The organism is Rhodopseudomonas palustris HaA2, from assembly GCF_000013365.1.
GTDB classification, from domain to species: domain Bacteria; phylum Pseudomonadota; class Alphaproteobacteria; order Rhizobiales; family Xanthobacteraceae; genus Rhodopseudomonas; species Rhodopseudomonas palustris_J.
Window position 1 is genome coordinate 373,713 of record NC_007778.1, and the last position, 25,624, is coordinate 399,336.

Here is a 25,624-nt window from a genome sequence, read left to right on the forward strand (position 1 = left end):
GAGGGTGGCCGGCCGTAAGGCCGGTCGGGTGGGGGTAGCAACGCACGCTGTGCTCGCGGACCCCCACCCCCGACCCCTCCCCGCAGGGGGGAGGGGAGCCCCGCACAGCGCCCGGCGCTTGTTACTTGTAAATATCCTTGTAGGTGCTGCGCAGCACGTTCTTCTGCACCTTGCCCATGGTGTTGCGCGGCAGTTCGTCGACGATGATCACCTTCTTGGGCATCTTGAACTTGGCGATCTGGCCGTCGAGGCTCTTCAGCACCTCCGCCTCGTCGAGCGAGGATTGGCTGCTACGCACCACCACCGCGGTGACGCCCTCGCCGAAATCGGCGTGCGGCAGGCCGATCACCGCAGATTCGACCACGCCCGGCATGGCGTCGATCTCGCTCTCGATCTCCTTCGGATAGACGTTGAAGCCGCCGGTGATCACCAGATCCTTGCCGCGGCCGAGGATGTGGACATAGCCGCGCTCGTCGATCTTGCCGAGATCGCCGGTGATGAAGAAGCCGTCGGGACGGAATTCCGCCGCGGTCTTCTCCGGCATCCGCCAATAGCCCTTGAACACGTTCGGGCCCTTCACCTCGATCATGCCGATCTCGCCGCGCGGCAATTCGCGGCCGGCGTCCGGATCGGTGACGCGCACCGACACGCCGGGCAGCGGAAACCCGACCGCGCCGGGCACGCGCTCGCCGTCATACGGATTCGAGGTGTTCATGTTGGTCTCGGTCATGCCGTAGCGCTCGAGCACGGCATGGCCGGTGCGCGCCGACCATTCGCGATGGGTCTCGGCGAGCAGCGGCGCCGAGCCGGAGATGAACAACCGCATATGGCTGGTCGCATCCTTGGTCAGCCGCGGGCTCTGCAGCAGCCGCGTGTAGAATGTCGGCACGCCCATCAGCACGGTGGCGCGCGGCATCAGATCGATGATCCGCTCCGGATCGAGCTTCGGCAGGAAGATCATCGACGCGCGGGCGAACAGCGTGACGTTGCTCGCCACGAACAGCCCATGCGTGTGATAGATCGGCAGCGCATGGATCAGCACGTCGTCGGGCGAAAAGCGCCAATAGTCGACCAGCGTCAGCGAGTTCGAGGCGAGATTGTCGTGCGACAGCATCGCGCCCTTGGAGCGGCCGGTGGTGCCCGAGGTGTAGAGGATCGCGGCGAGATCGGAGCCTTCGCGCGGCACGGTGGCGAAGTCGGACGAGGCCTGCGCTGCCGCATCGGTCAACGAACCTTGCCCCCCGGCATCCAGCGTTTCGACAGCCGCATTCACCTTGGCGGCGATCGCCGCGATCCCGTCGCGCGTGGCCGGATCGCACACCACCAGCGACGGCTCGGCGTCGGTGATGAAGTAATCGAGTTCGTGCAACGTGTAGGCGGTATTGAGCGGCAGATAGACCGCGCCGGCGCGCACTGTGGCGAGATACAACACCAGCGCCTCGACCGATTTCTCGGTTTGCGCTGCAACACGATCGCCGATCTTGACGCCGCGCGCGATCAGCACATTGGCGACGCGGCCCGCGCGCGCGACCAGTTCGCCGTAGCTGATGCTGCCGCCGTCGGCGGTCTCGATCGCGCGTTTGTCAGGATCACCGGGCGCATCGAACAGGCGAGCAAACAGATTGGCGTTCATGTTGGTGTTTCCGTGCGCGTTCATGCAACATTCGCGAAGGGCGATTGCATAGCAAGAACGTCCATCGCAAAGCAACGGAGACAGTTTGCATGAACAGGAACGGGAACCGCGTGGCCTGGGTCACCGGCGGCGGCAGCGGTATCGGCGAGGCCGGCGCGGAAGCGCTCGCTGCCGATGGCTTCACCGTGGTGGTGTCGGGACGGCGGGCGGAGGCGCTCGACCAGGTGGTGGCGAAGATCAAAGCGCGCGGCGGCACGGCCGCAGCGATCGCGCTGGACGTCAGTGACTCCGGCGCCGTGATCGCCGCGGCGGACCGGATCGTCGCCACGCATGGCCGGATCGACTGTCTCGTCAACTCCGCCGGCCTCAACGTGCCGAAACGCTCCTGGGCCGACATGGAGCTCGACGGTTGGAACAAGCTCGTCGAGATCAATCTCGACGGCGTGCTGTACTGCATGCGCGCGGTGCTGCCGACGATGCGGGCGCAGCGGGACGGCTGCATCATCAACGTCTCGTCCTGGGCTGGGCGCCACGTCTCCAAGATGCCGGGGCCGGCCTATACCGCCACCAAGCACGCGGTGCTGGCGCTGACGCATTCCTTCAACATGGACGAATGCGTCAACGGCCTGCGCGCCTGCTGCCTGATGCCGGCGGAGGTCGCCACCCCGATCCTGAAACTGCGGCCGGTGGTGCCGAGCGCCGAGGATCAGGCGCGGATGCTGCAGCCCGACGATCTCGGCCGCACCATCGCCTTCGTCGCAACGATGCCGCCGCATGTCTGCGTCAACGAGATCCTGATCAGCCCGACCTGGAATCGGTCGTTCGTCGGCGGGTTGTGAGTTCGAGTGACCTCTCCCGCTTGCGGGGGAGATCGGATCGCGTAGCGATCCGGGTGGGGGAAGCTGACTCTTGGTAATTGCTTTCTCAATGCTCGGCTCGCCCTCACCCCAACCCTCTCCCGCAAGCGGGAGAGGGAGTCAGGCTGCGGTCGGAGGCGGCGCTGATCATCCTCTTTCAATCAGTTATCGATACTCATTGATGAAATAGCTCGGAGCGTTCTGGCCGAACTGATCATCCGCATCGTCCGCAACGCAATCAGCGCGCCCCCTCTCCCGCTCGCGGGGGAGGGTTGGGGTGGGGGAAACGGCGCGCGCGATTCTCCCCGAGCCCCACTATCAAGTCGCCGTCATCAGCGCGTGATGCAACCGAGCAGGGCACGCGCGAACGCCGATCCCGGCGATTAGTTTCAGCCTGCGACAAAAAATCTATTCTGAAACTGCCCATCGCAACTCCCGTAGCTGGCTGCAACGACGGAGCCCTCCAGCCCCCCAACGCGCCGTCGTTGCGAACCTCGCCCGCGTGCTTGGCCGCGGGTCCAACCGAATCGGGAGACGAAACATGTCGAAGCGAATTGCCTATCTGTCCGCCGCGGCGCTGAGCGCATTGGCGCTCACCGCGACCGTGACCGTACCGGCGCAGGCCGAATCCAAGAAGATGATGAAGAGCGAGATGAGCGGCGACACCGTGATGGTCGGCGGCGCGCCGATGTATCCGTCGAAGAACATCGTCGAGAACGCCGTCAACTCCAAGGATCACACCACGCTGGTCGCCGCGGTGAAGGCCGCCGGCCTGGTCAAGACGCTGGAAGGCAAGGGCCCGTTCACGGTGTTCGCGCCGACCAACGCCGCCTTCGGCAAGCTCCCGGCCGGCACCGTCGACACGCTGGTGAAGCCCGAGAACAAGCAGCAGCTCACCAAGATCCTCACCTATCACGTGGTGCCCGGCAAGCTCGTCGCCGCCGACCTCACCGACGGCAAGAAGCTGACCACCGTCGAGGGCGAAGTCCTGACCGTCAAGCGCGCCGGCGACAGCGTGATGCTGGTCGACAGCAAGGGCGGCAGCTCGACCGTCACCATCCCGAACGTCAACCAGTCGAACGGCGTCATTCACGTCGTCGACACCGTGCTGATGCCGTCCTGACGATCGCTTCCGCTGCTTCCAACGTCCCCCGAGGCGGCGGATGAAGCGGCGACCACCACGCTGCTTCGCGAAGGGCGCGGGCCGGGACACCGGCTCGCGCTTTCGTGATCGAAACGGTGATGTCGATCTCGCCGTGGAAGGGAAGCGGGCGTAACGAGGCGGGGTTATAGTCCGTATCGTCAAGGCCATCGCTTTGATGACGAACCGCTTCAGGATGTCCGATGTCGAGCACCACGCTCAGTGAAAACGATGCCGCCGCCGGCGCTGCGCGACAAGTGATCCAGCCCGCCTGGGTGCGGGTCGTGCACTGGATCAACGCCGCCGCGATGATCGTGATGATCCTATCCGGCTGGCAGATCTACAACGCTTCGCCGCTGTTCGATTTCCAGTTCTCGCGCGCGATCACGCTGGGCGGCTGGCTCGGCGGCGGATTGCTGTGGCACTTCGCGGCGATGTGGGTGCTGATGCTCAACGGCCTGGTGTATCTCGCGGTCGGCTTCGCCACCGGCCGCTTCCGCCGCAAGCTGTGGCCGATCACGCCCTCCGGCGTCGTCACCGACCTCGCCAGGGCCGCGACCTTCCGGCTGTCGCACGCCGACCTCACCACCTACAACTATGTCCAGAAGCTGCTCTATGCCGGCATCATTCTGGTCGGAATCCTGGCCGTGCTGTCGGGCCTGTCGATCTGGAAGCCGGTCCAGTTCCAGACGCTGACGGCCCTGTTCGGCGGCTACGACACCGCGCGCTACGTGCATTTCTTCGCGATGGCGGCGATCGTCGGATTCCTCGTCATTCACGTCGTGCTGGCGGTGCTGGTGCCGAAGAGCCTGCGGGCGATGATCCTCGGGAGATAGTCGATGCTGCGCATCAAATCGCTGCTGATCCCCGGCGTCGACAAGACGCTGTTGGTCAAGGACGCCGCCCGGCTGATGCCGGATCTCACGCGCCGGCGTTTTCTCTCCGGCGGCGCCAGCCTCGGCGCGCTGACGCTGCTGACCGGCTGCGACGTGATCGACGGCGCCTCGGCCGAGAACCTGCTCGCCAAGGTGTCGAAGTTCAACGATGCGGTGCAGGCGGCGATCTTCGATCCGAACACGCTGGCGCCGACCTACAGCGAAAAGGACATCACCCGGCCGTTCCCGTTCAACGCGTATTACTCGCTGGACGAGGCGCCGGAGATCGACGGCAAGGATTGGGCGCTCGAAGTCTCGGGCCTGGTCGACAGCAAGAAGAGCTGGACGCTCGCTGAACTGACGCAGCTCCCCGAAGTCGGGCAGATCACCCGGCACATCTGCGTCGAGGGCTGGAGCGCGATCGGCTCGTGGAGCGGCGTGCGGCTGAGCGATTTCCTCAAACTGGTCGGCGCCGACACCAACGCCAAATACGTCTGGTTCCGCTGCGCCGACGACTACACCTCGCCGATCGACATGCCGACCGCCCTGCATCCGCAGACCCAGATGACGCTGAAATACGACGGCCAGATCCTGCCGCGCGCCTACGGCTATCCGATGAAGATCCGAATCCCGACCAAGCTCGGCTTCAAGAATCCGAAATACGTCGTCGCGATGGAAGTCACCAACGACTACAAAGGCGGCTATTGGGAAGACCAGGGCTACAATTCGTTCAGCGGACTGTAATCGCTCCTTCCACCGTCATTCCGGGGCACGCGCGACGCGCGTGAACCCGGAATCACGAGCTGTTCTGCGGTGCTCATCACCTCGAGATTCCGGGTTCGTTCGCTGCGCGAGCGCCCCGGAATGACTTACTTGGATCAGGCACGCCGCAGTGGCCGCTGGAATGCCGACAGCACCGCGCCGAGCGCCAGCGTCGCGGCCGAGACCGCCAGCGCCGAGGACAGCGACCCGATCGCGTCGGTGATGGCGCCGACCAGCAGCGGGCCGAGCGTCTGGCCGATGCCGAATGCGATCGTCATCGCGGCGATCGCGCCGGGCCATTGCGCCTGGCTGTAGTTGAAGCGGACGAAGGCGGTGGTCGAGGCCACCACCGCGAAAAACGACACGCCGAACACCAGCGCCGAGATCGCCAGCATCAGCGGCGACAGGCCGAACAGCGGCAGCACCGCGCCGACCGCGTTGACGCCGAGGATGATCGTGGTCGACATGCCGCCGCGGTCCATCGCCATGATCCGGCGCCAGACCCACGGGGTGACGAAGGCGCTGGCCCCGATCAGGCACCAGAACGCGCTCTGCGCCGCAGCCCCGCCGCCGGCATCGCGCACATAGGCGATCATGAAGGTCATGTAGGCGATGTAGCCCGCGCCGAACATGAAATAGCCGGCCAGATAGATCCACACCGGGCGGATCGTGAAGCGCGCCGCACCGCCGCCGAGGTTGGCGGCGCTGGCCAGCGGTGCCAGCAGCAGCGGCAGCGTCATCGCCGCCGACAGCACCGCCATCACCAGCCAGCCGATCCACCACGAGCCAGGACCGGCGGCCTCGAGCAGAAACGGCGTGATCAGCCCCGACGACAGGATGCCGATGCCCGGGCCGGCGTAAAACAGGCTGAGCAGAAACGCCGAACGCGCCGGCTGCGACTGCGCGATCGTGGTCGCCAGCGCCCCGCCGGCGACGAAGGCCAGCGCCGCGCCGATCCCGGCGATCAGCCGCGCCGCCGACAGCGCCACGAAACTCCCCGACAATGCGCACAGCGCCAGCGACGCCACGCAGGCCAGCGTGCCGGCGCGGACGATCGCCGCCAGCCCGTAGCGGCGCACCAGCTGCGAGGTCGCCAGCGCGCCCGCGAGATAGCCGGCGGCATTGACGGTGTTCATGAAGCCGGCCGCCGAATAGGACCATTGCAGGCTGTCGCGCATGTCGGGCAGCAGCAGCGAATAGGCGAAGCGGCCGATCCCCAGACCGACGGTCGGCGCGAGCGACAGGATCAGGATCAGCCGCGCCGGATGGGCCGGCGGGGCGTCAGGGCGGTCGAGCAGGGTCAAGCGTTTCTCCCGCCGCCATTGTGGCAGGGAGTTCGCCGTTTGGGCAACCGAGCCCCGAGCAACACTGTCTTGCCAAGCCCGCAACGGCGCTTTAGCACTCGGCCGCTTTCCGTTTCCGCTGTCATGCCCGGGCTTGACCCGGGCATCCATCATTTTCGCGAGAAGCTGGATTGCCGGGTCAAGCCCGGCAATGACGGTGTCGTAGATCTGAGGACCCCAAATCATGGCGACGCATAAACTGCTGCTTCTTCCCGGCGACGGTATCGGCACCGAAGTGATGGCCGAGGTGTCGCGGCTGATCGACTGGCTGAACAAAGCCGGCATTGCCAGCTTCGAAACCGAGCACGGCCTGGTCGGCGGCGCCGCCTATGATGCCGACAAGGTCGCGATCACCGACGCCACCATGGCGCTGGCGCAGGCCTCCGACGCGGTGATCTTCGGCGCGGTCGGCGGGCCGAAATGGGACGCGGTGCCGTATGACGCCCGCCCCGAGGCCGGCCTGCTGCGGCTGCGCAAGGATCTGGCGCTGTTCGCCAATCTGCGTCCGGCGGTGTGCTATCCGGCGCTCGCCGAGGCTTCCAGCCTGAAGCCCGAAGTGGTCGAGGGCCTCGACATCATGATCGTCCGCGAACTCACCGGCGGCGTCTATTTCGGCGAGCCGAAGACCATCACCGATCTCGGCAACGGCCAGAAGCGCGCGATCGACACGCAAGTTTACGACACCTACGAGATCGAGCGGATCGGCCGCGTCGCCTTCGACCTCGCCCGCAAGCGCCGCAACAAGGTCACCTCGATGGAGAAGCGCAACGTCATGAAGACGGGCGTGCTCTGGAACGAGGTGATCACCCAGGTGCACGCGCGCGAATACAAGGACGTCCAGCTCGAGCACCAGCTCGCCGATTCGGGCGGCATGAATCTCGTCAAATGGCCGAAGCAGTTCGACGTCATCGTCACCGACAATCTGTTCGGCGACATGCTGAGCGACATCGCCGCGATGCTGACCGGCTCGCTCGGCATGCTGCCCTCGGCCTCGCTCGGCGCGGTCGACGACACCACCGGCAAGCGCAAGGCGATGTACGAGCCGGTGCACGGCTCGGCGCCCGACATCGCCGGCAAGGGCCTGGCCAATCCGGTGGCGATGCTGGCCTCGTTCGGCATGGCGCTGCGCTATTCGCTCGACATGGGCGAGCTCGCCGACAAGCTCGACGAAGCCATCGCCGTGGTGCTGGCCCGCGGCCTGCGCACCGCCGACATCAAGAGCGAAGGCTCCACCGTGGTGTCGACCAGCCAGATGGGCGAAGCCATCGTCCAGGAGATGCAGGCGCTGCACGGCTGAGGAGCGCGCTCGAAGCGTGTGGGCACGGCGCAACAGCGCGCCTCTGCCCACCCTCCGGACTCAACGCCGCAAACGCCTTCCGCGTCATCCTGAGGTGCCCATCGTGCCGCGCTATGCGCGGTGCGATAGGCCTCGAAGGATGGGCCGCCGGCACCCGTGGCCGCATCCTTCGAGGCGCGCAAGAGCGCGCACCTCTGGATGACGATTCTTCAGAGAAACGACGTCCTGAAACAAAAAATGCCCGGCTGAGCCGGGCATTTTCGCATCCGATGAGAACCCGCGCCGCTCAGTACAGCGGGAAGCGCTCCGGGTAGCCGCCGAGGTCGGAGGCCGGGTTGAGCGGCTGGCGGTCGAGCGGGCGCTGGCCGTTTTCGCGGGCGAAGGAATAGCCCGGCGGGAAGGCGTAATCGGAGAATTTGCGATCGCCCGGCAGCACTTCGGTGCCGGCGTCGAGCCAGGAGCGCTTGGTGACGTAGACGCGGGTGCGCGGGCCGGCTTGGTACGACGAGTTCGGGCCGCGGTCGCCGTAGCGGATCTGGTCGCTGCTGCGATAGACGCGCTTCTTGCTGGTCTGCTGCGCATCCGCCGATTCGACGCCGATTGCCACCACGGCCACCGTCGCGAGCAGCACCGCAAACGTCTTCGCGCAGGTTTGGGCGGCTGGGAATTTCAGGGTCATCGGGTCCTCATCGGCAGGCGCATTGCAAATTACGCCTCTTTCTAGCCGCCAGCATGGCCGCGCCACAAGGTCAATCCGGCCACACCGAGCGCAAATATGCAATTCCGGGCTTGCCGGAATGTTGCATGGAATCCAACGGTTAAACGACGCGTGCGATTCGCTGTCAGAATGCGCCGCGGAGACGCGGATTCTGCGCGCCGAACACCCAGTCGGCACGGGCCGCCTGCCCAGGCGCCGGCGTGCAGCCCTGCCGTCGCAGTTCGGCGTGGGCGAAGGTGTCGGCCAAAGCCGCATCGCCGCCGGCGGTCAGCAGCACCAGCCGGTCCAGCATGCAGGCGGCCGCGGCGCGCCGCTGCGGCAGGCTGTCGCCCTGGCAGGTCCAGCCGGAGATGCGCAGCGCCGCGTCGTCGATCCTCCTGAAGAAGCCGAGGCAGCGGGTCGATGGCCCGGCGAGATCGAACAGCGTCACCGGCCCGAACTTGCTGTCGATCAGGCCGGCCGGCTGCGCGCTCTCGGCGCGCTCCGCACCGATTCGGGCGGCGAGGTCGGCCGCTGCGTCCGGCACGCCGTGCGCCTCGTCGCCGAGGCGGTACAGTTCGATCTCGACGGCCGGCGCCTGCCCGGGGGCGGCCCAGCGCAGGACATCCTTGCGGCCGCCATCCGGATGCCGGAGGATTTCGGTGCTCGCGACGGCGCCGGGCAGGTCGATCTGGCTGACGGCGAAAGCGGGATGCGAGTGCGTCGCCATGCTCCAGCCCGGCCGGTCGCCGGGCGTGGTGGCGGCGGTGATCGCGGCGTCGGTCAGCGGATTGGCGGCGGTGAAAATGATCAGCCCGATCAGCGCCAGCGCGCCCACATAGGCCAGGATGCGCATCACGGTTTCGCGGCATTCGTCGGCGAAGCTGCGCAGCGCCGGGTGGATCCGGCTCTGCGGCGGCGCGGCCCGGAAGGCCGGATTCGAACCCATCGGCAAAGACTCCGGGCGATACTCGCGGAAGGATTGAGAATGCAGGGAAAAGCGCGGGCAGGTATCAAGTTGTGTCGGCCGCGTTTCTCGCATAGAAGCGCTGACTTCTCCTTGCTGCGGCGCGCCGCGGCGGAGCAAATTCCTTCGGAGAGTGAACGATGGGTTACAAAGTCGCGGTAGTGGGTGCGACCGGCAATGTCGGGCGCGAAATGCTCGCCATTCTGGACGAGCGCAAGTTCCCGGCGGACGAGGTGGTGGCGCTGGCGTCGCGCCGCTCGATCGGCGTCGAGGTCAGCTACGGCGACAGGACCCTGAAATGCAAGGCGCTGGAGCACTACGATTTCAGCGACATCGACATCTGCCTGATGTCGGCCGGCGGCGCCGTGTCGAAGGAATGGTCGCCGAAGATCGGCGCGCAGGGCGCGGTGGTGATCGACAATTCCAGCGCCTGGCGGATGGACCCGGACGTGCCGCTGATCGTGCCCGAAGTGAACGCCGCGGCCGCCGCGGGCTTCACCAAGAAGAACATCATCGCCAATCCGAACTGCTCGACCGCGCAGCTCGTGGTGGCGCTGAAGCCGCTGCACGACAAGGCGAAGATCACCCGCGTGGTGGTGTCGACCTATCAGTCGGTGTCGGGCGCCGGCAAAGAGGGCATGGACGAACTGTTCTCGCAGACCAAGGCCGTCTACACCAATCAGGAACTGATCAATAAGAAGTTCCCGAAGCGGATCGCCTTCAACGTGATCCCCGAGATCGACGTCTTCATGGAGGACGGCTACACCAAGGAAGAGTGGAAGATGATGGTCGAGACCAAGAAGATTCTCGATCCCGCCATCAAGCTCTCGGCCACCTGCGTGCGGGTGCCGGTGTTCGTCGGCCATTCCGAAGCGGTCAATATCGAGTTCGAGAACCCGATCTCCGCCGACGAGGCCCGCGACATCCTGCGCAGCGCGCCGGGTTGCCTGGTGATCGACAAGCAGGAGCCGGGCGGCTACGTCACGCCGTATGAAGCCGCCGGCGAGGACGCGACCTATATCAGCCGCATCCGCACCGACCCGACCGTCGACAACGGCCTGGTGCTGTGGTGCGTCTCGGACAATCTGCGCAAGGGCGCGGCGCTGAACGCGATCCAGATCGCCGAAGTGCTGATCAACCGCAAGCTGATCACCGCGAAGAAGAAAGCGGCGTAGTCGCCGGCCGGATCTGCTCCGTCATCCTGAGGTGCCGCCGCGCAGCGGCGGCCTCGAAGGATGGGCCGCACACGCTGCAGCCGTCGCCGCATCCTTCGAGGCTCGCTTCGCTCGCACCTCAGGATGACGGTTTCGTGCAAAGGGTTGCAAATGGCCGGGGCTCGTCCCCGGCCATTTGCATTCACGGTGCGCAACGGTACTGACGCGAGCGCGCCGGCGCGCTAGGCTGGCGCAGCTTCATCGCCCACGGCCGCAGCATGACCGACCAGCCCGATCCGCCAAAGCCCCTGTCGTCGACCAAGCGCATCGAGCGCGGCTTCGAGACCGTGCTGTTCAACAGCCGCTGGCTGATGGCGCCGTTCTATTTCGGCCTCGTGCTCAGCCTGCTGGTGCTGCTGTACAAATTCGTGGTGCTGCTCGGCGAACTGATCCTGCACGCCACCCTCGCCAAGGAATCCGACATCATCCTCGGCGTGCTCAGCCTGATCGACGTGTCGCTGACCGGCAATCTGGTGCTGATCGTGGTGTTCTCCGGCTACGAAAATTTCGTGTCGCGGATCGATCCGCGCGACCATCCCGACTGGCCGGAATGGATGACCAAGGTCGACTTCGCCGGGCTGAAGCAGAAGCTGCTCGCCTCGATCGTGGCGATCTCGGCGATCCAGGTGCTGAAGGCGTTCATGAATCTCGACACCGGCTACGACTCGACCAAGCTCGGCTGGCTGATCGGCATCCATCTGGTGTTCGTGGTCTCGACCCTGGTGATGGCGCTGTCCGACCGCTGGGGCGGCCACGGCGGCGACGACAAGGGCGGGCATTAGCGGGCGTCGCTTCGCCCGCTGTATCGACGCAACCGTCACGTCCACGTCGTCATCCTGAGGTGCGAGCGTAGCGAGCCTCGAAGGATGCGGCTGCGAGCCCCGCCTTTGCGGCCATCCTTCGAGGCGCGCAAGGGCGCGCACCTCAGGATGACGCTCATGATCGGGGCGGCTCGCTCACCCGCGCGGGACGGCGGGGCGGAAGTCCTTGCTGTCGGGGTCGAGCACGAACAGATCGCCGGCGGCGACGCCGAAATAGGCTCCGTGGAGCTGGATCTTGCCGCGCGCGACCTGGATCTGGATGCAGGGAAACGTCATCAGGTTTTCGAGGCTGCGATGCACCGCGGCCTTCTCGATCCGGGTGCGGAATTCCTGCATGGTCTCGTGGTCGCGCTGTTCGACCACCTCGCCGGGCTTGGTGAACATCGCCATCCAGCGGCCGATGAAATCGCTCTCGGTCAGCGGCGGGGTCTTGTCGGTGAAGGCTTTGATACCGCCGCATTGGGCGTGGCCGAGCACCACGATGTGCTTGACCTTGAGCACCTGCACGGCGAATTCCAGAGCCGCGGAGACGCCGTGGGCGCCGCCGTCGGGCTCGTAGACCGGCACCAGATTGGCGACGTTGCGGACCACGAACATCTCGCCCGGGCCGGCGTCGAAGATCACCTCGGGCGAGACGCGCGAATCGCAGCAGCCGATCACCATCACTTCCGGCGATTGACCGCGCTCCGAGAGTTCGCGGTAGCGGGTCTGCTCAGTCGGCAGCCGCTGCGTCCGGAACGCCTCGTAGCCCTCGACCAGGGCTTTCGGAAACGATGTCATCGGCGCTGTCTCTCCAGGGAATGGTGTCGTCGCGTCTAGGGAAGCGGAACCCGCTGCAGCGACCAGGATGCGCGTGCGCCTGATCCCGCCCGCATAATCACAGGATGCCGCCGCGAACAAGTCTTCCGGCGCGCAGGCCGAGATGATATCGCCATCGTTTTCCGCGCACCGAGGGAACAGACCGATGATCCGACCGCGCCGCAGCCTGTTGTTCATGCCGGGGTCGAATGCGCGCGCGCTGGAGAAGGCCCGCCTGCTGCCGGCCGACGGCCTGATCCTCGACCTCGAGGACGCCGTGGCGCCGGACGCCAAGGCCGCCGCGCGCGACCAGATCGCAACCGCGGTCGCCGCCAAGGGATACGGCCACCGCGAGGTGCTGGTGCGGATCAATGCGCTGGATTCGCCGTGGTGGCGCGACGACATCGCGATGGCCGCCAAGGTCGGCCCCGACGGTATCCTGGTTCCGAAAGTGTCGAGCATCGAGGATATCGCCGCCATCGCCGAGCGCCTCACCGAGCTCGACGCCGATCCGGCGATCCGGGTCTGGATCATGATCGAGACCGCGCGCGGCGTGTTGCACGCCGAGGAGCTGGCGGCGCAGACCCACATCGCCGGCACCCGGCTCGCCGGCTTCGTGTTCGGGCCGAACGACATTTCACGCGAGACCGGCATCCGGATGCTACCGGGCCGCGCCACGATGATTCCGATGATCAGCCACTGCATCCTCGCCGCCCGCGCGCACGGCCTCGTGGTGCTCGACGGCCCCTACAGCGACATCGCCAATGTCGACGGCTTCGCCCAGGAATGCGCCCAGGCGCGCGATCTCGGCTTCGACGGCAAGACGCTGATCCATCCCGGCCAGATCGACGCCTGCAACGCCACCTTCACGCCGCCGGCGGAGGACGTGGCGCAGGCCCGCGCGATCCTCGCCGCCTTCGAGCGCCCGGAAAATGCCGGCCGCGGCGCGATCCAGCTCGACGGCCGCATGGTCGAGCGCCTGCACGCCGAAATCGCCAAAAAGACCATCGCGATCGCCGACGCGATCGAGCGGGCGGGGCGGTGATTTCTACCCACCAACGTCATCGCCGGGCTCGACCCGGCGATCCACCATCTTCGTAAGAAGATGGATGCGCGGGTCAAGCCCGCGCATGACGGCTGAGACATGAGTTGACGGCACGGCGTCGCAACAGCCGCAGCCTGCTCCCTCGCCCCGCTCTTGCGGGGAGAGGGTTGGGGTGGGGGCGACGCGGGCACTGAGTCTCGGCCTCGCGGAAACGCCCCCTCACCCGACCGGCTTCGCTGCGCTCCGCCGGTCGACCTCTCCCCGCGCGCGGGCAGAGGTATAAATCACGCCCAGGCGCGTTCGGTCTTGAGCTTGTCTTCGTAGCTGTCGATCGAGGCTTTCTTCTCGAGCGTCAGCCCGATGTCGTCCAGGCCGTTGATCAGGCAGTGCTTGCGGAACGGGTCGATCTCGAACTTCACCGTGCCGCCGTCCGGGCCGCGGATTTCCTGCGCCGGCAGGTCGATGGTCACGGTGGCGTTGGAGCCGCGCTCGGCGTCGTCGAACAGCTTGTCGAGATCGTCCTGCGACACGCGGATCGGCAGCACGCCGTTCTTGAAGCAATTGTTGTAGAAGATGTCGCCGAACGAGGTCGAGATCACGCAGCGGATGCCGAAATCCAGCAGCGCCCAGGGGGCGTGTTCGCGGCTCGAGCCGCAGCCGAAATTGTCGCCGGCGACCAGGATCTTGGCGCTGCGATAGGCCGGCTTGTTGAGGATGAAGTCCGGGTTCTCGCTGCCGTCGTCCTGGTAGCGCTGTTCCGAGAACAGGCCCTTGCCGAGGCCGGTGCGCTTGATGGTCTTCAGATACTGCTTGGGGATGATCATGTCGGTGTCGACATTGATGATCTTCAGCGGCGCCGCGACGCCTTCCAGCGTGGTGAACTTGTCCATGCGATTTTCCCAGATTGAGGCCGGATTTTAGCCGGCCCGGCCCAGCGTTCCAAGGCGATTCTTTCGGGAGGCTGGGTGACGCGGGGGCTCAGCCCACTCGTCATTGCGAGCGAAGCGACGCAATCCAGAGCGCCGTGCACTGGGCTGGATTGCTTTGTCGCGGAGCCTGTGCCCGGACGGCGCACAGCGCCGATCCGGGTGCGCCTCGCAATGACGGAGGAGCGGGCCTGTCAGTCCGCCACCTGCGCCTCGATCTCTTCCATGTCGTCGTCGGACAGGCCGAAATGGTGGCCGATTTCGTGGATCAGGACGTGGCTGACGATGTGGCCCAGGGTCTCGTCGTTCTCGGCCCAGTAATCCAGGATCGGCCGGCGATACAGCCAGATCATGTTCGGCATCGGCGCGATGTCCTGGCTGGAGCGCTGCGGCAGGCCGATGCCCTGGAACAGCCCGAGCAGGTCGTATTCGGTCTGGGCGCCGAGCTCATCCAGCACCTCGTCGGTCGGGAAGTCGTCGACGCGGATGATCACGCCCTCGCACAGGGCGCGAAACTCCCGCGGCAGCTTGCCGAACATCTCGTGCGCCATCTCCTCGAACTCGGCGAGCGAGGGCGCCTTGGCGGTGATCCACATGGTGGCGTTGTAGGGGATGGCGGGGCGTTCGGCAAAGGCGGCAGATTGCTGCGGTTGACGGCGGCGCGCCGATCGGGGACTTTGCCGGCGGCGACACGGGGACGGGGCGGTTGTGATGATCCGACGGATGACCAACACGGCGGGGCTGGCGGCAGCGGCGCTGGCCGCAGCGCTGCTGCTGCAGGCCGCGGAACCGGCGCAGGCGCAGACATCCCGGCCGCAGGCTTCGGCCGCCGCCGCGCCCCTGACCGATATGTCCGCGCAAGAGCGGCGCCCGCCGCGCCGGCTGCGGATCTATCCGCGCGTGGCCCCGGGCGACGACGTCTATCCGCGCTATTTTCCCGGCCGCAATGCCGTGCGCGAATGCACCGCGACCTATGTGCAGGAATATCGCCCGAGCGGAACCGTGATCACGCCGCGGATGAACTGTTACTGGCGCCGCGGCTGACAAGCACCGCCACGCCGGCCGCGCTGGTCTTCGCGCGCATCCCGTCGCGAGACGCGTAGCAGCGGAACTGTTGCTGGCGCACGCTTCAATTCTCCCGATCTCAGGAACCACGGCGACACTCTGCGCATTCACCAGCGCGGGACGCATTCACTCCGCATTCACGCCACGCGCCTCAGCATGATCACGAGCGACGCCGGTCGCTCTGCGGTGATCGACACCAAGCCGCATCACGCTGGACGAAGCGCATCTCGAACCAAGGAACTGATCAATGAAGATTCTGAAGCTCTCCGGTCTCGCCGCCATCGCGGGATTGCTGCTGATCGCCGCCCCGGCCGATCGCGCGCAGGCCGCGCCGATGTCGAGCGCCGGGCTCGCCACCACGGTTCAGCGCGACGTGATCCCCGAAGCCAGCGAAGTGCAGTACCGTCATCACCGCGGCTATCGGCATCACCCTCGCTACCGCCACCACCGCGCCTACCGCCGTCACATGCATCGCCCGCACCGGCACTACGGGCCGCGCCACCATTATCGCCGCCACTGGCGTTGATCGCCGCGCGAATCTGAACCTCTTGTTCAGCAAACAGGCCCGTTGTTCGGGCCTGTTTGTGTTTCGGCTGTCGCGATGACGCGCGTCGCGCTACCATGACGGCAATGCGATCGGTCATGCGGCGGAGGATGATGCGATGCGATGTTGGATAGCAGCAACGATCGTTGCGGCCGTGCTCGGCGCGATGCCGGAAGTGGTGATGCCGGCAGTGGCGGCGCAGCCCTCGACGGTGAGCGCACCGCGCGCCGCACAGGCCGGCGAGGCGCGCGCGATGGCCGCGACCGAGTTCAGCGCGCGGCATCGCGGCCGCGCCCATGCGCATCGCCAGGCCCGGCGATTCGCGCATCGGCATCCTCGCCGGGGCGCGCATCAGCGCTACGTCGCGCCGCGCTACGACGGGCGCCCCTCTTACTATCGTCCGTACGATATGGCGCCGTTCTTCCCGTTCGGCTTCGGCGGCTACGGCCTCCAGCCATCCTGGTAAGCGCCACGGGCTGATCGGCGTAGCAAGCCGGCGCGCTGCCGCCGGCGCCTATTCATGGCGCGTTCAGTTTGCGCCTCCTAGCCTGCGCGTGGGAGCGACAAAACCAATTCGTCAGCGCGCCGCGTGACGGCGCCGGGGGAGCGCCGATGATTGCGCCTGCGAGAATCCTCACACCACGCCGTTCCGATCGGACCACACTGCTGAGCCGGATCGGCTCGATCGCGGTCGCGACCGTCGCGGCTCTGGCCGTCTCGATCGCCGCCGCGCCGCGCGCGCAGGCGCTGTCGCCGGCGAGCCCGGCCACCGCCACCACCAGCAAGGTCGCGACCGAGACCCCGATTCCCGTGGTGGGTCAGATCGGCGGCGGCGGTCATCGCGGCGGCGGAGGCTTTCATGGCGGTGGTGGCTTCCGCGGCGGCGGAGTTCATCATGGCGGCGGGTTCCGCGGCGGCGGTTTCCGCCCGGCATTCCACGGCGGCGGCTATCGCGGCGGCGGTCACATCGGACGCGGCCCGATCGTCCATCAACGGCAGTTCTACGGCGGCCCGCGCTTCGTCGGTCCGCGACACTTCGGTCCGCGTCACTACGGCTATCGGCCGCATTACGGCGTCCGTCGGCACTATGTCCGCCCGCGCGTCTACGGCTATTACGGGCCGCGCTACTACGCGCCGGTGTATTACGGCCCGCGCTACTACGCCCCGCGCCGGTTCTGCCGCATCGTCTACACTTATTACGGCCCGCGTCGCGTCTGCAAATTGCGGCCGTGGCGGCACCACCACCGCCACCACCGCGCCTGGCGGGTGTACTGGTAGCTCACAGCGACCGCTGAAACCGCAACAGGCGCCCGAGGGGCGCCTGTTGTGTTTCATCCCATCATCGCTCCGACCGTCACCGCCGGACTTGATTCGGCGGTCCATCGCTCTTCTGAAGAGCGGTTGCCGGGTCGAGCCCGGCAATGATTGCGTTGCTCAGCGCCAGTCGCGGATGTCGACGAAGTGGCCGGCGATCGCCGCCGCCGCCGCCATCGCAGGCGACACCAGATGGGTGCGGCCCTTGAAGCCCTGACGGCCTTCGAAATTGCGGTTCGAGGTCGAGGCGCAGCGCTCTTCCGGGGCGAGCTTGTCGGGGTTCATGGCGAGGCACATCGAGCAGCCCGGCTCACGCCATTCGAAGCCGGCCTTGACGAAGATCTTGTCCAGCCCCTCGGCCTCGGCCTGTTCCTTCACCAGCCCGGAGCCCGGCACGATGATGGCGTTGACATTGGCGTTGACGGTCTTGCCCTCGGCGACCTTGGCGGCGGCGCGCAGATCCTCGATCCGGCCGTTGGTGCAGGAACCGATGAACATCCGGTCGATCTTGATGTCGGTGATCTTCGTCCCCGGCGTCAGCCCCATATAGGCCAGCGCGCGCTCTTTGGAGAGCCGCTTGGCCTCGTCGGCGATGTCGGCCGGGTTCGGCACCTTTCCGGTGACCGAGATGACGTCTTCGGGCGAGGTGCCCCAGGTCACGATCGGCGGCAGCGCTGCGGCATCGAGCCGGAGTTCGTGGTCGAAATGCGCGCCCTCGTCGGAACGCAGCGTGTCCCAATAGCGCATCGCGGCGTCCCAATGGGCGCCGGTCGGCGCCATCGGGCGGCCCTTCAAGTACGCATAGGCCTTCTCATCGGGCGCGATCAGGCCGGCGCGGGCGCCGCCTTCGATCGACATGTTGCAGACCGTCATGCGGCCTTCCATCGACAGCGCGCGGATCGCATCGCCGGCGTATTCCAGCACGTAGCCGGTGCCACCCGCGGTGCCGATCTCGCCGATGATGGCCAGGATGATGTCCTTGGCGGTGACGCCGTCCGGCAGATCGCCGTCGACGGTCACGCGCATGTTCTTGGCCTTCTTCTGGATCAGCGTCTGGGTGGCGAGGACGTGCTCGACCTCGGAGGTGCCGATGCCGTGCGCCAGCGCGCCGAACGCGCCATGCGTCGAGGTGTGGCTGTCGCCGCAGACGATGGTGGTGCCGGGCAGCGTGAAGCCCTGCTCCGGGCCGATGACGTGGACCACGCCCTGCCGCTTGTCGAACTCGTTGTAGTAGGTGACGCCGAAGTCGCGGGCGTTCTCGGCCAGAGCGGCGATCTGCTCGGCGCTCTCCGGATCCGGATTAGGCTTGGAGCGATCGGTGGTCGGCACGTTGTGATCGACCACCGCCAGCGTCTTCTCCGGCGCATGGACCTTGCGGCCGGCGGTGCGCAGCCCTTCGAAGGCCTGCGGGCTGGTCACTTCGTGCACCAGATGACGGTCGATATACAGCAGGCAGGTGCCGTCCTCGGCCTCGTGCACCAGATGGTCGTTCCAGATCTTGTCGTACAGCGTGGTGGGTTTTGCAGCGGACATCGTGTCAGTCCTCGAACCGGAATTTGAAGCGGAGTTTGGGAAGCGTGCGTCGCATCAGCGCGACAACCGCGCGAAAGCGTTTGCGCTCAGGCCGCGAGCGCCGACGTCGTCAGCCGCCCGAAGAACCGCCATGGCAGGCGGCTGCGGTCGTCGAGTACGATCGGCAAGGTGGGCGGGCTGTCTGGAAACATTCCATCCATATAGCACGTCAGGCGCGGCCGACAATGTACCGAGGTCGCGCGCGCCGGCACGGCAGCCGCAACAAAAAAGCGCGACCCGAAGGCCGCGCTATCTGTCACCCGGATGGGGGTGGAATTACTCGGCGGCGCCGGCGGCGACCTTGGCCGGGCGGTCCTGCTTCTTTTCGACGATGCGGGCCGATTTGCCGCGCAGGTTGCGCAGGTAATACAGCTTGGCGCGACGCACCTTGCCGCGGCGCACCACCTTGATCGAGTCGATCATCGGGGACAGCAGCGGGAACACGCGCTCGACGCCTTCGCCGTAGGAAATCTTGCGGACGGTGAAGCTCTCGTTGATGCCGCCGCCGGAGCGGCCGATGCAGACGCCCTCATAGGCCTGCACGCGCGAGCGCTCGCCTTCGACGACCTTCACGTTGACGATGACGGTGTCGCCGGGGCCGAATTCCGGAATCGTCTTGCCGGCGGACAGCTTGTCGAACTGCTCTTTTTCGAGCGTCTGAATGAGGTTCATCGGTAACTCTCCATCGGCGGCGCGCCCGACCATCCCGGCGCGGGCTGCGCGAAGATCACTGTCCTGCCATTGCACGGATTTGCCGGTGCTATACGGCAATCCTGGGGGTTTGTCACCCGTCCGTCTTGTTTTTTGGCGTTTTTTGCGATTCGCCTTTTGCGGGGGCGTTTGCGGCGGGTCTTGCCACAGATCTTGCGGCCCACAAATCAGGCCGGCGCGCCCGGGTCAGCGCCTCGGCCTCGGCCTGCCGCCAGGCGGCGACCTTGGCGTGGTCGCCCGAGGTCAGGATCTCGGGGATCGGACGGCCCTCGAAACTCTTCGGCCTTGTGTATTGCGGATATTCCAGCAACCCGGCCGAAAAGCTCTCCTCGGCCGAGGAATCGAGCTTGCCCATCACCCCGGGCAGCAGCCGGACGCAGGCATCGATCAGCGCCAGCGCGGCGATCTCGCCGCCGGACAGCACGTAGTCGCCGATCGAGACCTCCTCCAGGTTCCGGGCGTCGATCACGCGCTGGTCGATGCCCTCGAACCGGCCGCAGACGATCAGCGGGCCGGGCCCAGCCGCCAGTTCCGCGACGCGCGCCTGGGTCAATGGCCGACCGCGCGGGCTCATCACCAGCCGGGGACGGCCCGGCACAGGATCGGCGGCGTCGATCGCCGCCGCCAGCACGTCGGCGCGCAGCACCATGCCGGGCCCGCCGCCGGCCGGGGTGTCGTCGACGCTACGGTGTCGGTCAGTGGCCGAGTCGCGGATGTCGCGCGCCTCCAGCGCCCACAGCCCGGCCGCCAGCCCCCGCCCCGCCAGGCTGACGCCGAGCGGCCCGGGAAACATCTCCGGAAACAGCGTGAGGACGGTGGCGCGCCAGGTCATGTGTAGGCCGTGCAGCGAATTCGGACGTCATGCCCGGACTTGATCCGGGCATCCATCGCCTTCGCAAGAAGATGGATCGCCGGGTCAAGCCCGGCGATGACGATCATAAGTGTTGCGACGCGTCCGCGAAACAATGCCGCCTCGCGCCTCACGCCTCCGGATGGTTCGGCGTGTCGCCCTCGATCTCGGCGGGCAGTTCGATGATCACCTGCCCGGCGGCGAGGTCGACCGTCGGCACCACCGCGTTGGTGAACGGCAGCAGCAGCGTCGGGCCGGAAGCCGGCGCGATCTCGATGATGTCGCCGGCGCCGAAATTGTGGATCGCCAGCACGCGGCCGAGCGGCTCGCCGGACGTCGTGATCGCCGGCAGGCCGATCAGGTCGGCGTGATAGTACTCGTCGTCCTCGGTCGGCGGCAGGGCGTCGCGCGGCACATACAGTTCGAGGCCGTTGAGGCGCACCGCCTCGTCGCGCGTGGTGACGCCCTTCAGCGTCACCACCAGATGATCCTTGGCGGCGCGCGCGGTGGCGATCTCGAACGAGCGTGTGCCGTCCTTGGTCGACAGCGGGCCGTAGTCGCCGACGGCGAGCGGATCGGCGGTGAAGCTCCACAGCCGCATCGCGCCGCGCACGCCGTGCGGCGCGCCGATTCGCGCGACGCAGACTTGCCGGGCGACGGAAATCGGCCCGGACGGCATCCGCGCTTACTTCTTGGCGGCGGCTTCGGCGGCGGCCTTGCGCTCCTTGCGCGGCACCGCCTTTTCGGGATTGTTGCGGGCTTCGCGCTTCTTGACGCCGGTGATGTCGAGGAAGCGGGCGACGCGGTCGGACGGCTGCGCACCCTTGGCGAGCCAATCCTTGACCTTGTCGAGGTCGAGCTTGAGGCGCGCCTCGTTGTCCTTCGCCATCAGCGGATTGAAGTAACCGAGCCGCTCGATGAAGCGGCCGTCGCGGGGAAAGCGCGAATCGGCGACGACGACGTGATAGAACGGGCGCTTCTTGGTACCAGCGCGCGCGAGGCGGATGACGACGGACATTAACGTATTTCTCCTTTGGGTTGGAACGGCGCGCAACTATTAGGAATTTGATCGAGTTGGCGCTGAAGGTTTGATTGCTGAGATTCTAGAATTCTCTTGCTTGGTCGAATGAAGTCATTCTTCACACGGTTCCACTCTGACTTCATTACCAAGCGACTGATTGCCTGCATCTCATCCAAGTGAAGCTGCGCTCGTTCCACGAGGTCTCGCGCTCCGTTCGAAATATATGCTGCGCAGCCGCGAGACTGAGCCATAGAATCCAGCAGTCGCTGCGACACTGCCTCTCCATGATTTACTTTCATGGAGATATAGCTCTCGGTTCGCATCAGATCCGAATTCAGTTGCCTGAGAAGCATCTCCCGCTCCTTAGTAACTGAAGTATCAGCCTCGTTCATAATCCGATGCATCGTACCGACGAACTCAGCAAGTTTATTCCTAAGATCGTCGATCCAAGCCTCGCGCATTTCGGCAAGCTTTTGCGAGCCACTGCGCCTTGATGCCCATACGGAAACGCTAGCTGAGACCACCGAAGCTCCGATCGAGGCAAGGGCGGATATGATCGGAACTGCCAGATTAGAGGCGGATTCAAACATGTCATTTCTTCTTCCCGAACAGGCCGCCGAGGCCGGGCAGGGTCGGCTTGCCGGAAAGACCCGTGAGGCCGGGCAGATTGGGCAGGCCGCCACGCAGGCTCGGCGGCAGATCCTTCGGCAGCTCGGGCAGCCCGCCGGGCATCTCGCCCGACTGCATCTTGTCCTGCATCGCCTTGATCTGCTCGGCCGAGGGCAAGCCGCCGCCGAAGCCCATCGCCTGCGCCAGGCCGGCCATCGGGCCGCCCTTGCCGCGGCCCACGGCCTTCATCATGTCGGCCATGTTGCGGTGCATTTTCAGCAGCTTGTTGACGTCCTCGACCTTGATGCCGGCGCCGGCGGCGATCCGCTTCTTGCGGCTGGCCTTGAGGATGTCGGGGTTCTTGCGCTCCTCGCGGGTCATCGAATCGATGATCGCGACCTGGCGCTTGAGGATCTTGTCGTCGACGCCGGCGGCGGCGATCTGGTTCTTCATCTTGGAGATGCCGGGCATCATGCCCATCAGCCCGCCGATGCCGCCCATCTTGGTCATCTGCTCGAGCTGTTCGCGCATGTCGGCGAGGTCGAACTTGCCCTTGCGCATCTTCTCGACGGCAGCGGCGGCCTTCTCGGCGTCGAGCGTCGAGGCGGCCTTCTCGACCAGCGAGACGACGTCGCCCATGCCGAGGATGCGGCCGGCGATCCGGCTCGGGTGGAAATCTTCCAGCGCATCGGTCTTTTCGCCGGTGCCCATCAGCTTGATCGGCTTGCCGGTGACCGCGCGCATCGACAACGCCGCGCCGCCGCGGCCGTCACCATCGATCCGCGTCAGCACGATGCCGGTGAGGCCGACGCGTTCGTCGAAGGCGCGCGCCAGATTGACCGCGTCCTGGCCGGTCAGCGAGTCCGCGACCAGCAGCACTTCGTGCGGATTGGCGGCGGCTTTGATCTCGGCCGCCTCGGTCATCATGTCTTCGTCGAGCGTGGTGCGGCCGGCGGTGTCGAGCAGCACCACGTCGTAGCCGCCGAGCCGTCCGGCTTCCATCGCGCGCCGCGCGATATCCGGCGGCTTCTGCCCGGCGACGATCGGCAGCGTGTCGATCGAAAGGTCGCGGCCGAGCACCGCGAGCTGCTCCATCGCCGCCGGGCGATAGACGTCGAGCGACGCCATCAGCACCTTGCGCTTGTCGCGGCTGGTCATCCGGCGCGCCAGCTTGGCGGTGGTGGTGGTCTTGCCCGAGCCCTGCAGGCCGACCATCATGATCGGCACCGGCGCCACGGCATTGAGGTCGATCGCCTGGCTGTCGGAGCCCAGCATGGCGATCAGCTCGTCATTGACGATCTTGACCACCATCTGGCCGGGCTTGACCGATTTGACGACGGTGGCGCCGACCGCCTGCTCGCGGACCTTGTCGGTGAACGAGCGCACCACTTCGAGCGCGACGTCGGCCTCGAGCAGCGCGCGGCGGATCTCGCGCATCGCCGCATCGACATCGGCCTCGCTCAGCGACCCGCGCCCGGTCAGCCGATCGAGAATCCCACCCAGCTTTTCCGACAGATTGTCGAACATCGGCCCAGTTCCAGCGACGGCCTTCCGGTGAAAGGCCTACAGAAGCAAACACTTATGGCGCCCGAGGGCGCATCGCGCTGTCGGGCGTTGACCTCCGGTCTCGAGGGCCGGTCGGCGGATCGAAAAGAAAACTTTCCGAGATTTCGCGGGCATCTAGACGCGACGCCGCGCCGAAGTCAAGAATTGCGGCATTTGGCGCTTTCGACGGGACTGCCGGGCGGACGGAAAACTGCTATATATCGGTGACTTAACAGAGGTCGAAAGTCATGAAGCACGTCAGCCTGGCGGATGCGCGCGCCAACATCGCGGAGCTGCTCGACGAGGTCGAGCGCGGCGAGACGGTCACGATCAGCCGAGATGGGGCAAAATCGTTCGACATCGCGCCGCCGTTCGACGAGAGCAGAAGAGAAGAAGCTCGCCGAGCGATCGAAGAAATTCGCGAGCTCCGAAAGACCGCGCCGCGTGCCACTGTGGAAGAGATCCTGTCCTGGCGCGACGAGGGACGGAGCTAACGTGCGCTTCGTTGTCGACGCGTCCGTTGCCGTGTCGTGGTGCATGCAGGACGAAGCTTCGGCTATAGCGGATAGAGCATTCGATCTTTCGAGAATCGCGACCGCAATCGTTCCAGCTCACTGGTGGTTCGAAACACGAAATGCATTGCTGGTGGCAGTTCGCCGTAAGCGATTGGAGCTTCCACGTCTCGAGAGCTTTTTACTGCAACTCAATCTTGTGGCGATCGAGATTGCTCCAATTCCTGACGACCGCTCTCTCATCACGTTGGCCCAGCGCCATCGCCTGACCTTCTACGACGCCGCCTATCTCGAACTGGCGCAACGCGAGCGAATCGAGCTGGCGACGCTCGACAAGGCGCTGGCGCGCGCGGCGAAGTCCGAAGACGTCGCGCTGATCGCATGAGCCGATGAACCCGATCTCGCGCCGAACGTTGCTGGCGAGCCTCGCCGCCCTCGCCGCCACGGCCGGGCTTTCCTCGTTCTGGGTTTCCCGCATGACCTCCTACAAAGGCCCGATCACCGATCATTTCGACGGCGAGCGCTTCTTCGATCGCGACGGCGCGGCGCCGAAGGGGTGGCTCGACGTGCTGCGCTGGCGCTTCACCACCAAGCCGGCCAAATGGCCGGACTGGGCGCCGAGCCCGTTCGCCGACACCCCGCCGCCGCGCGTCGAAGGCGCCAGGGCGCGGCTGAGTTTCGTCGGTCATGCGAGCTGGCTGATTCAGACCGGCGGGCTCAATATCCTGGTCGATCCGGTGTGGTCGGAGCGGGTGTCGCCGGTCAGCTTCGCCGGCCCCAAGCGGCACAACGATCCCGGCATCGCGTTCGACAAGCTGCCCAAGATCGACATCGTGCTGGTGTCGCACGGCCACTACGATCACCTCGACCTGGCGACGCTGTCGCGGCTCGCCGCGCAGCATGCACCGCGGGTGATCACGCCGCTCGGCAACGATCTGACGATGGCTTCGCACGACAGCGCGATCCGCGCCGAGGCCTATGACTGGCGCGACCGCGTCGAGCTCGGGCCCGGCGTCGCCGTGACGCTGGTGCCGACCCGGCACTGGACCGCGCGCGGCCCGTTCGACCGCAATCGCGCGCTGTGGGCGTCGTTCGTCCTGGAGACGCCGGCCGGCAGGATCTACGTCGTCTGCGATTCCGGCTATGGCGACGGCCGGCACTTCCGTAACGTCCGCGAGGCGCACGCGCCGCTGCGGCTGGCGATCCTGCCGATCGGCGCCTATGCGCCGCGCTGGTTCATGAAGGACCAGCACATGAACCCCGCCGACGCCGTGATGGCGCTGGCGGATTGCGGCGCCCGGCAGGCGCTGGCGAACCATCACGGCACCTTCCAGCTCACCGACGAGGCGATCGATGCGCCGGAGCTGGAACTGTATGCGGCGCTCGACGCCGCTGCGGTGCCGCGCGAGCGCTTTCCGGTGCTGAAGCCGGGGCAGGTTTTCGAAATCTGACGGAAATTCGATTGCACTGGGCGAGGGATACGCTCTCGTCATTGCGAGGAGCAC

At 66.3% G+C, this 25,624-nt stretch carries 29 protein-coding genes; 15 read left to right on the forward strand and 14 right to left on the reverse strand.

Annotation, left to right across the window (positions count from 1 at the left end; all coding sequences use genetic code 11):
* Positions 1-121 precede the first annotated feature (121 nt).
* Positions 122-1,633, reverse strand: coding sequence for a malonate--CoA ligase (locus tag RPB_RS01665; protein WP_041798507.1), 1,512 nt, complete (start codon positions 1,631-1,633; stop codon positions 122-124).
* An 89-nt stretch (positions 1,634-1,722) separates the two neighbouring features.
* On the opposite strand from RPB_RS01665, the gene RPB_RS01670 reads away from it, so the two are divergent.
* From RPB_RS01670 to RPB_RS01685, 4 genes are all read left to right on the forward strand, one after another.
* A complete protein-coding gene (locus RPB_RS01670; protein ID WP_011439231.1) occupies positions 1,723-2,472 on the forward strand; it encodes an SDR family oxidoreductase in 750 nt (249 codons plus the stop codon).
* 559 nt (positions 2,473-3,031) lie between these two features.
* Positions 3,032-3,613: a fasciclin domain-containing protein gene (locus tag RPB_RS01675; RefSeq protein ID WP_011439232.1), complete on the forward strand. Its 582-nt coding sequence runs from the start codon at positions 3,032-3,034 to the stop codon at positions 3,611-3,613.
* 221 nt (positions 3,614-3,834) lie between these two features.
* Positions 3,835-4,467: a cytochrome b/b6 domain-containing protein gene (locus RPB_RS01680; protein WP_011439233.1), complete on the forward strand. Its 633-nt coding sequence runs from the start codon at positions 3,835-3,837 to the stop codon at positions 4,465-4,467.
* A gap of 3 nt (positions 4,468-4,470) precedes the next feature.
* The gene (locus RPB_RS01685; protein ID WP_011439234.1) at positions 4,471-5,250 is read left to right on the forward strand and encodes a molybdopterin-dependent oxidoreductase; all 780 of its coding nucleotides are present in this window, start codon (positions 4,471-4,473) and stop codon (positions 5,248-5,250) included.
* Between the two features lie 134 nt (positions 5,251-5,384).
* Here the strand turns inward: RPB_RS01685 and RPB_RS01690 are convergent, their stop codons facing one another.
* Entirely contained in the window at positions 5,385-6,572 is a 1,188-nt protein-coding gene (locus tag RPB_RS01690) for a YbfB/YjiJ family MFS transporter (protein ID WP_011439235.1), read from the reverse strand.
* 223 nt (positions 6,573-6,795) lie between these two features.
* Between RPB_RS01690 and leuB the strand changes: the two genes are divergently transcribed.
* The gene (leuB, locus tag RPB_RS01695) at positions 6,796-7,908 is read left to right on the forward strand and encodes a 3-isopropylmalate dehydrogenase (protein ID WP_011439236.1); all 1,113 of its coding nucleotides are present in this window, start codon (positions 6,796-6,798) and stop codon (positions 7,906-7,908) included.
* Positions 7,909-8,194: 286 nt separating this feature from the next.
* Here the strand turns inward: leuB and RPB_RS01700 are convergent, their stop codons facing one another.
* Both RPB_RS01700 and RPB_RS01705 read right to left on the reverse strand, forming a co-directional pair.
* Complete coding sequence (locus RPB_RS01700; protein ID WP_011439237.1) at positions 8,195-8,587, reverse strand: hypothetical protein; 393 nt, start codon at positions 8,585-8,587, stop codon at positions 8,195-8,197.
* A gap of 163 nt (positions 8,588-8,750) precedes the next feature.
* Positions 8,751-9,554 carry a hypothetical protein gene (locus RPB_RS01705; protein WP_011439238.1) on the reverse strand — a complete coding sequence of 268 codons (804 nt, stop codon included), beginning with the start codon at positions 9,552-9,554 and terminating at the stop codon, positions 8,751-8,753.
* Between the two features lie 158 nt (positions 9,555-9,712).
* Between RPB_RS01705 and RPB_RS01710 the strand changes: the two genes are divergently transcribed.
* Both RPB_RS01710 and RPB_RS01715 read left to right on the forward strand, forming a co-directional pair.
* Entirely contained in the window at positions 9,713-10,747 is a 1,035-nt protein-coding gene (locus RPB_RS01710) for an aspartate-semialdehyde dehydrogenase (protein WP_011439239.1), read from the forward strand.
* A 257-nt stretch (positions 10,748-11,004) separates the two neighbouring features.
* Positions 11,005-11,568, forward strand: a complete 564-nt coding sequence (locus tag RPB_RS01715; RefSeq protein ID WP_011439240.1) for a TIGR00645 family protein — start codon at positions 11,005-11,007, stop codon at positions 11,566-11,568.
* 174 nt (positions 11,569-11,742) lie between these two features.
* On the opposite strand, the gene RPB_RS01720 is transcribed toward RPB_RS01715, so the two are convergent.
* Positions 11,743-12,387, reverse strand: a complete 645-nt coding sequence (locus tag RPB_RS01720) for a carbonic anhydrase (RefSeq protein WP_011439241.1) — start codon at positions 12,385-12,387, stop codon at positions 11,743-11,745.
* Between the two features lie 184 nt (positions 12,388-12,571).
* Here RPB_RS01720 and RPB_RS01725 point away from each other — a divergent pair, with 184 nt between their 5' ends.
* A complete protein-coding gene (locus tag RPB_RS01725; RefSeq protein ID WP_011439242.1) occupies positions 12,572-13,450 on the forward strand; it encodes an HpcH/HpaI aldolase/citrate lyase family protein in 879 nt (292 codons plus the stop codon).
* A 284-nt stretch (positions 13,451-13,734) separates the two neighbouring features.
* On the opposite strand, the gene leuD is transcribed toward RPB_RS01725, so the two are convergent.
* Positions 13,735-14,340 (reverse strand): 3-isopropylmalate dehydratase small subunit, encoded by a 606-nt coding sequence (gene leuD, locus RPB_RS01730; RefSeq protein ID WP_011439243.1) that lies wholly within the window; start codon positions 14,338-14,340, stop codon positions 13,735-13,737.
* 230 nt (positions 14,341-14,570) lie between these two features.
* Entirely contained in the window at positions 14,571-14,972 is a 402-nt protein-coding gene (locus tag RPB_RS01735) for a metallopeptidase family protein (RefSeq protein WP_011439244.1), read from the reverse strand.
* Between the two features lie 115 nt (positions 14,973-15,087).
* On the opposite strand from RPB_RS01735, the gene RPB_RS01740 reads away from it, so the two are divergent.
* The 4 genes from RPB_RS01740 to RPB_RS01755 all read left to right on the forward strand — a co-directional run bounded on the left by RPB_RS01740 (position 15,088) and on the right by RPB_RS01755 (position 17,263).
* On the forward strand, positions 15,088-15,420 hold the full coding sequence (locus RPB_RS01740) for a hypothetical protein (protein WP_011439245.1): 333 nt from the start codon (positions 15,088-15,090) through the stop codon (positions 15,418-15,420).
* 268 nt (positions 15,421-15,688) lie between these two features.
* Positions 15,689-15,967, forward strand: coding sequence for a hypothetical protein (locus RPB_RS01745; protein ID WP_011439246.1), 279 nt, complete (start codon positions 15,689-15,691; stop codon positions 15,965-15,967).
* Positions 15,968-16,103: 136 nt separating this feature from the next.
* Positions 16,104-16,451, forward strand: a complete 348-nt coding sequence (locus tag RPB_RS01750; protein ID WP_011439247.1) for a hypothetical protein — start codon at positions 16,104-16,106, stop codon at positions 16,449-16,451.
* Positions 16,452-16,597: 146 nt separating this feature from the next.
* Positions 16,598-17,263, forward strand: coding sequence for a hypothetical protein (locus RPB_RS01755; RefSeq protein WP_011439248.1), 666 nt, complete (start codon positions 16,598-16,600; stop codon positions 17,261-17,263).
* A 156-nt stretch (positions 17,264-17,419) separates the two neighbouring features.
* On the opposite strand, the gene leuC is transcribed toward RPB_RS01755, so the two are convergent.
* From leuC to ffh, 7 genes are all read right to left on the reverse strand, one after another.
* Positions 17,420-18,832 (reverse strand): 3-isopropylmalate dehydratase large subunit, encoded by a 1,413-nt coding sequence (gene leuC / locus RPB_RS01760; protein WP_011439249.1) that lies wholly within the window; start codon positions 18,830-18,832, stop codon positions 17,420-17,422.
* 315 nt (positions 18,833-19,147) lie between these two features.
* The gene (rplS, locus tag RPB_RS01765) at positions 19,148-19,543 is read right to left on the reverse strand and encodes a 50S ribosomal protein L19 (protein ID WP_011439250.1); all 396 of its coding nucleotides are present in this window, start codon (positions 19,541-19,543) and stop codon (positions 19,148-19,150) included.
* Between the two features lie 112 nt (positions 19,544-19,655).
* Complete coding sequence (gene trmD, locus RPB_RS01770; protein WP_011439251.1) at positions 19,656-20,414, reverse strand: tRNA (guanosine(37)-N1)-methyltransferase TrmD; 759 nt, start codon at positions 20,412-20,414, stop codon at positions 19,656-19,658.
* Between the two features lie 148 nt (positions 20,415-20,562).
* Entirely contained in the window at positions 20,563-21,111 is a 549-nt protein-coding gene (rimM, locus tag RPB_RS01775; protein WP_011439252.1) for a ribosome maturation factor RimM, read from the reverse strand.
* 6 nt (positions 21,112-21,117) lie between these two features.
* Positions 21,118-21,450 carry a 30S ribosomal protein S16 gene (gene rpsP, locus RPB_RS01780; protein ID WP_011439253.1) on the reverse strand — a complete coding sequence of 111 codons (333 nt, stop codon included), beginning with the start codon at positions 21,448-21,450 and terminating at the stop codon, positions 21,118-21,120.
* Positions 21,450-22,043: a hypothetical protein gene (locus tag RPB_RS01785; RefSeq protein WP_157038765.1), complete on the reverse strand. Its 594-nt coding sequence runs from the start codon at positions 22,041-22,043 to the stop codon at positions 21,450-21,452. Before RPB_RS01785 ends, rpsP begins: the two co-directional genes overlap by 1 nt.
* A 1-nt stretch (position 22,044) precedes the next feature.
* On the reverse strand, positions 22,045-23,589 hold the full coding sequence (gene ffh / locus RPB_RS01790) for a signal recognition particle protein (protein ID WP_011439254.1): 1,545 nt from the start codon (positions 23,587-23,589) through the stop codon (positions 22,045-22,047).
* 266 nt (positions 23,590-23,855) lie between these two features.
* On the opposite strand from ffh, the gene RPB_RS01795 reads away from it, so the two are divergent.
* Genes RPB_RS01795 through RPB_RS01805 form a run of 3 tightly spaced genes read left to right on the forward strand, consistent with a single transcriptional unit; the run spans position 23,856 to position 25,570 of the window.
* Positions 23,856-24,101 carry a type II toxin-antitoxin system Phd/YefM family antitoxin gene (locus RPB_RS01795; RefSeq protein WP_011439255.1) on the forward strand — a complete coding sequence of 82 codons (246 nt, stop codon included), beginning with the start codon at positions 23,856-23,858 and terminating at the stop codon, positions 24,099-24,101.
* 1 nt (position 24,102) lies between these two features.
* Positions 24,103-24,504, forward strand: a complete 402-nt coding sequence (locus RPB_RS01800; protein WP_011439256.1) for a type II toxin-antitoxin system VapC family toxin — start codon at positions 24,103-24,105, stop codon at positions 24,502-24,504.
* 4 nt (positions 24,505-24,508) lie between these two features.
* Positions 24,509-25,570, forward strand: coding sequence for an MBL fold metallo-hydrolase (locus RPB_RS01805; protein WP_011439257.1), 1,062 nt, complete (start codon positions 24,509-24,511; stop codon positions 25,568-25,570).
* Positions 25,571-25,624 lie beyond the last annotated feature (54 nt).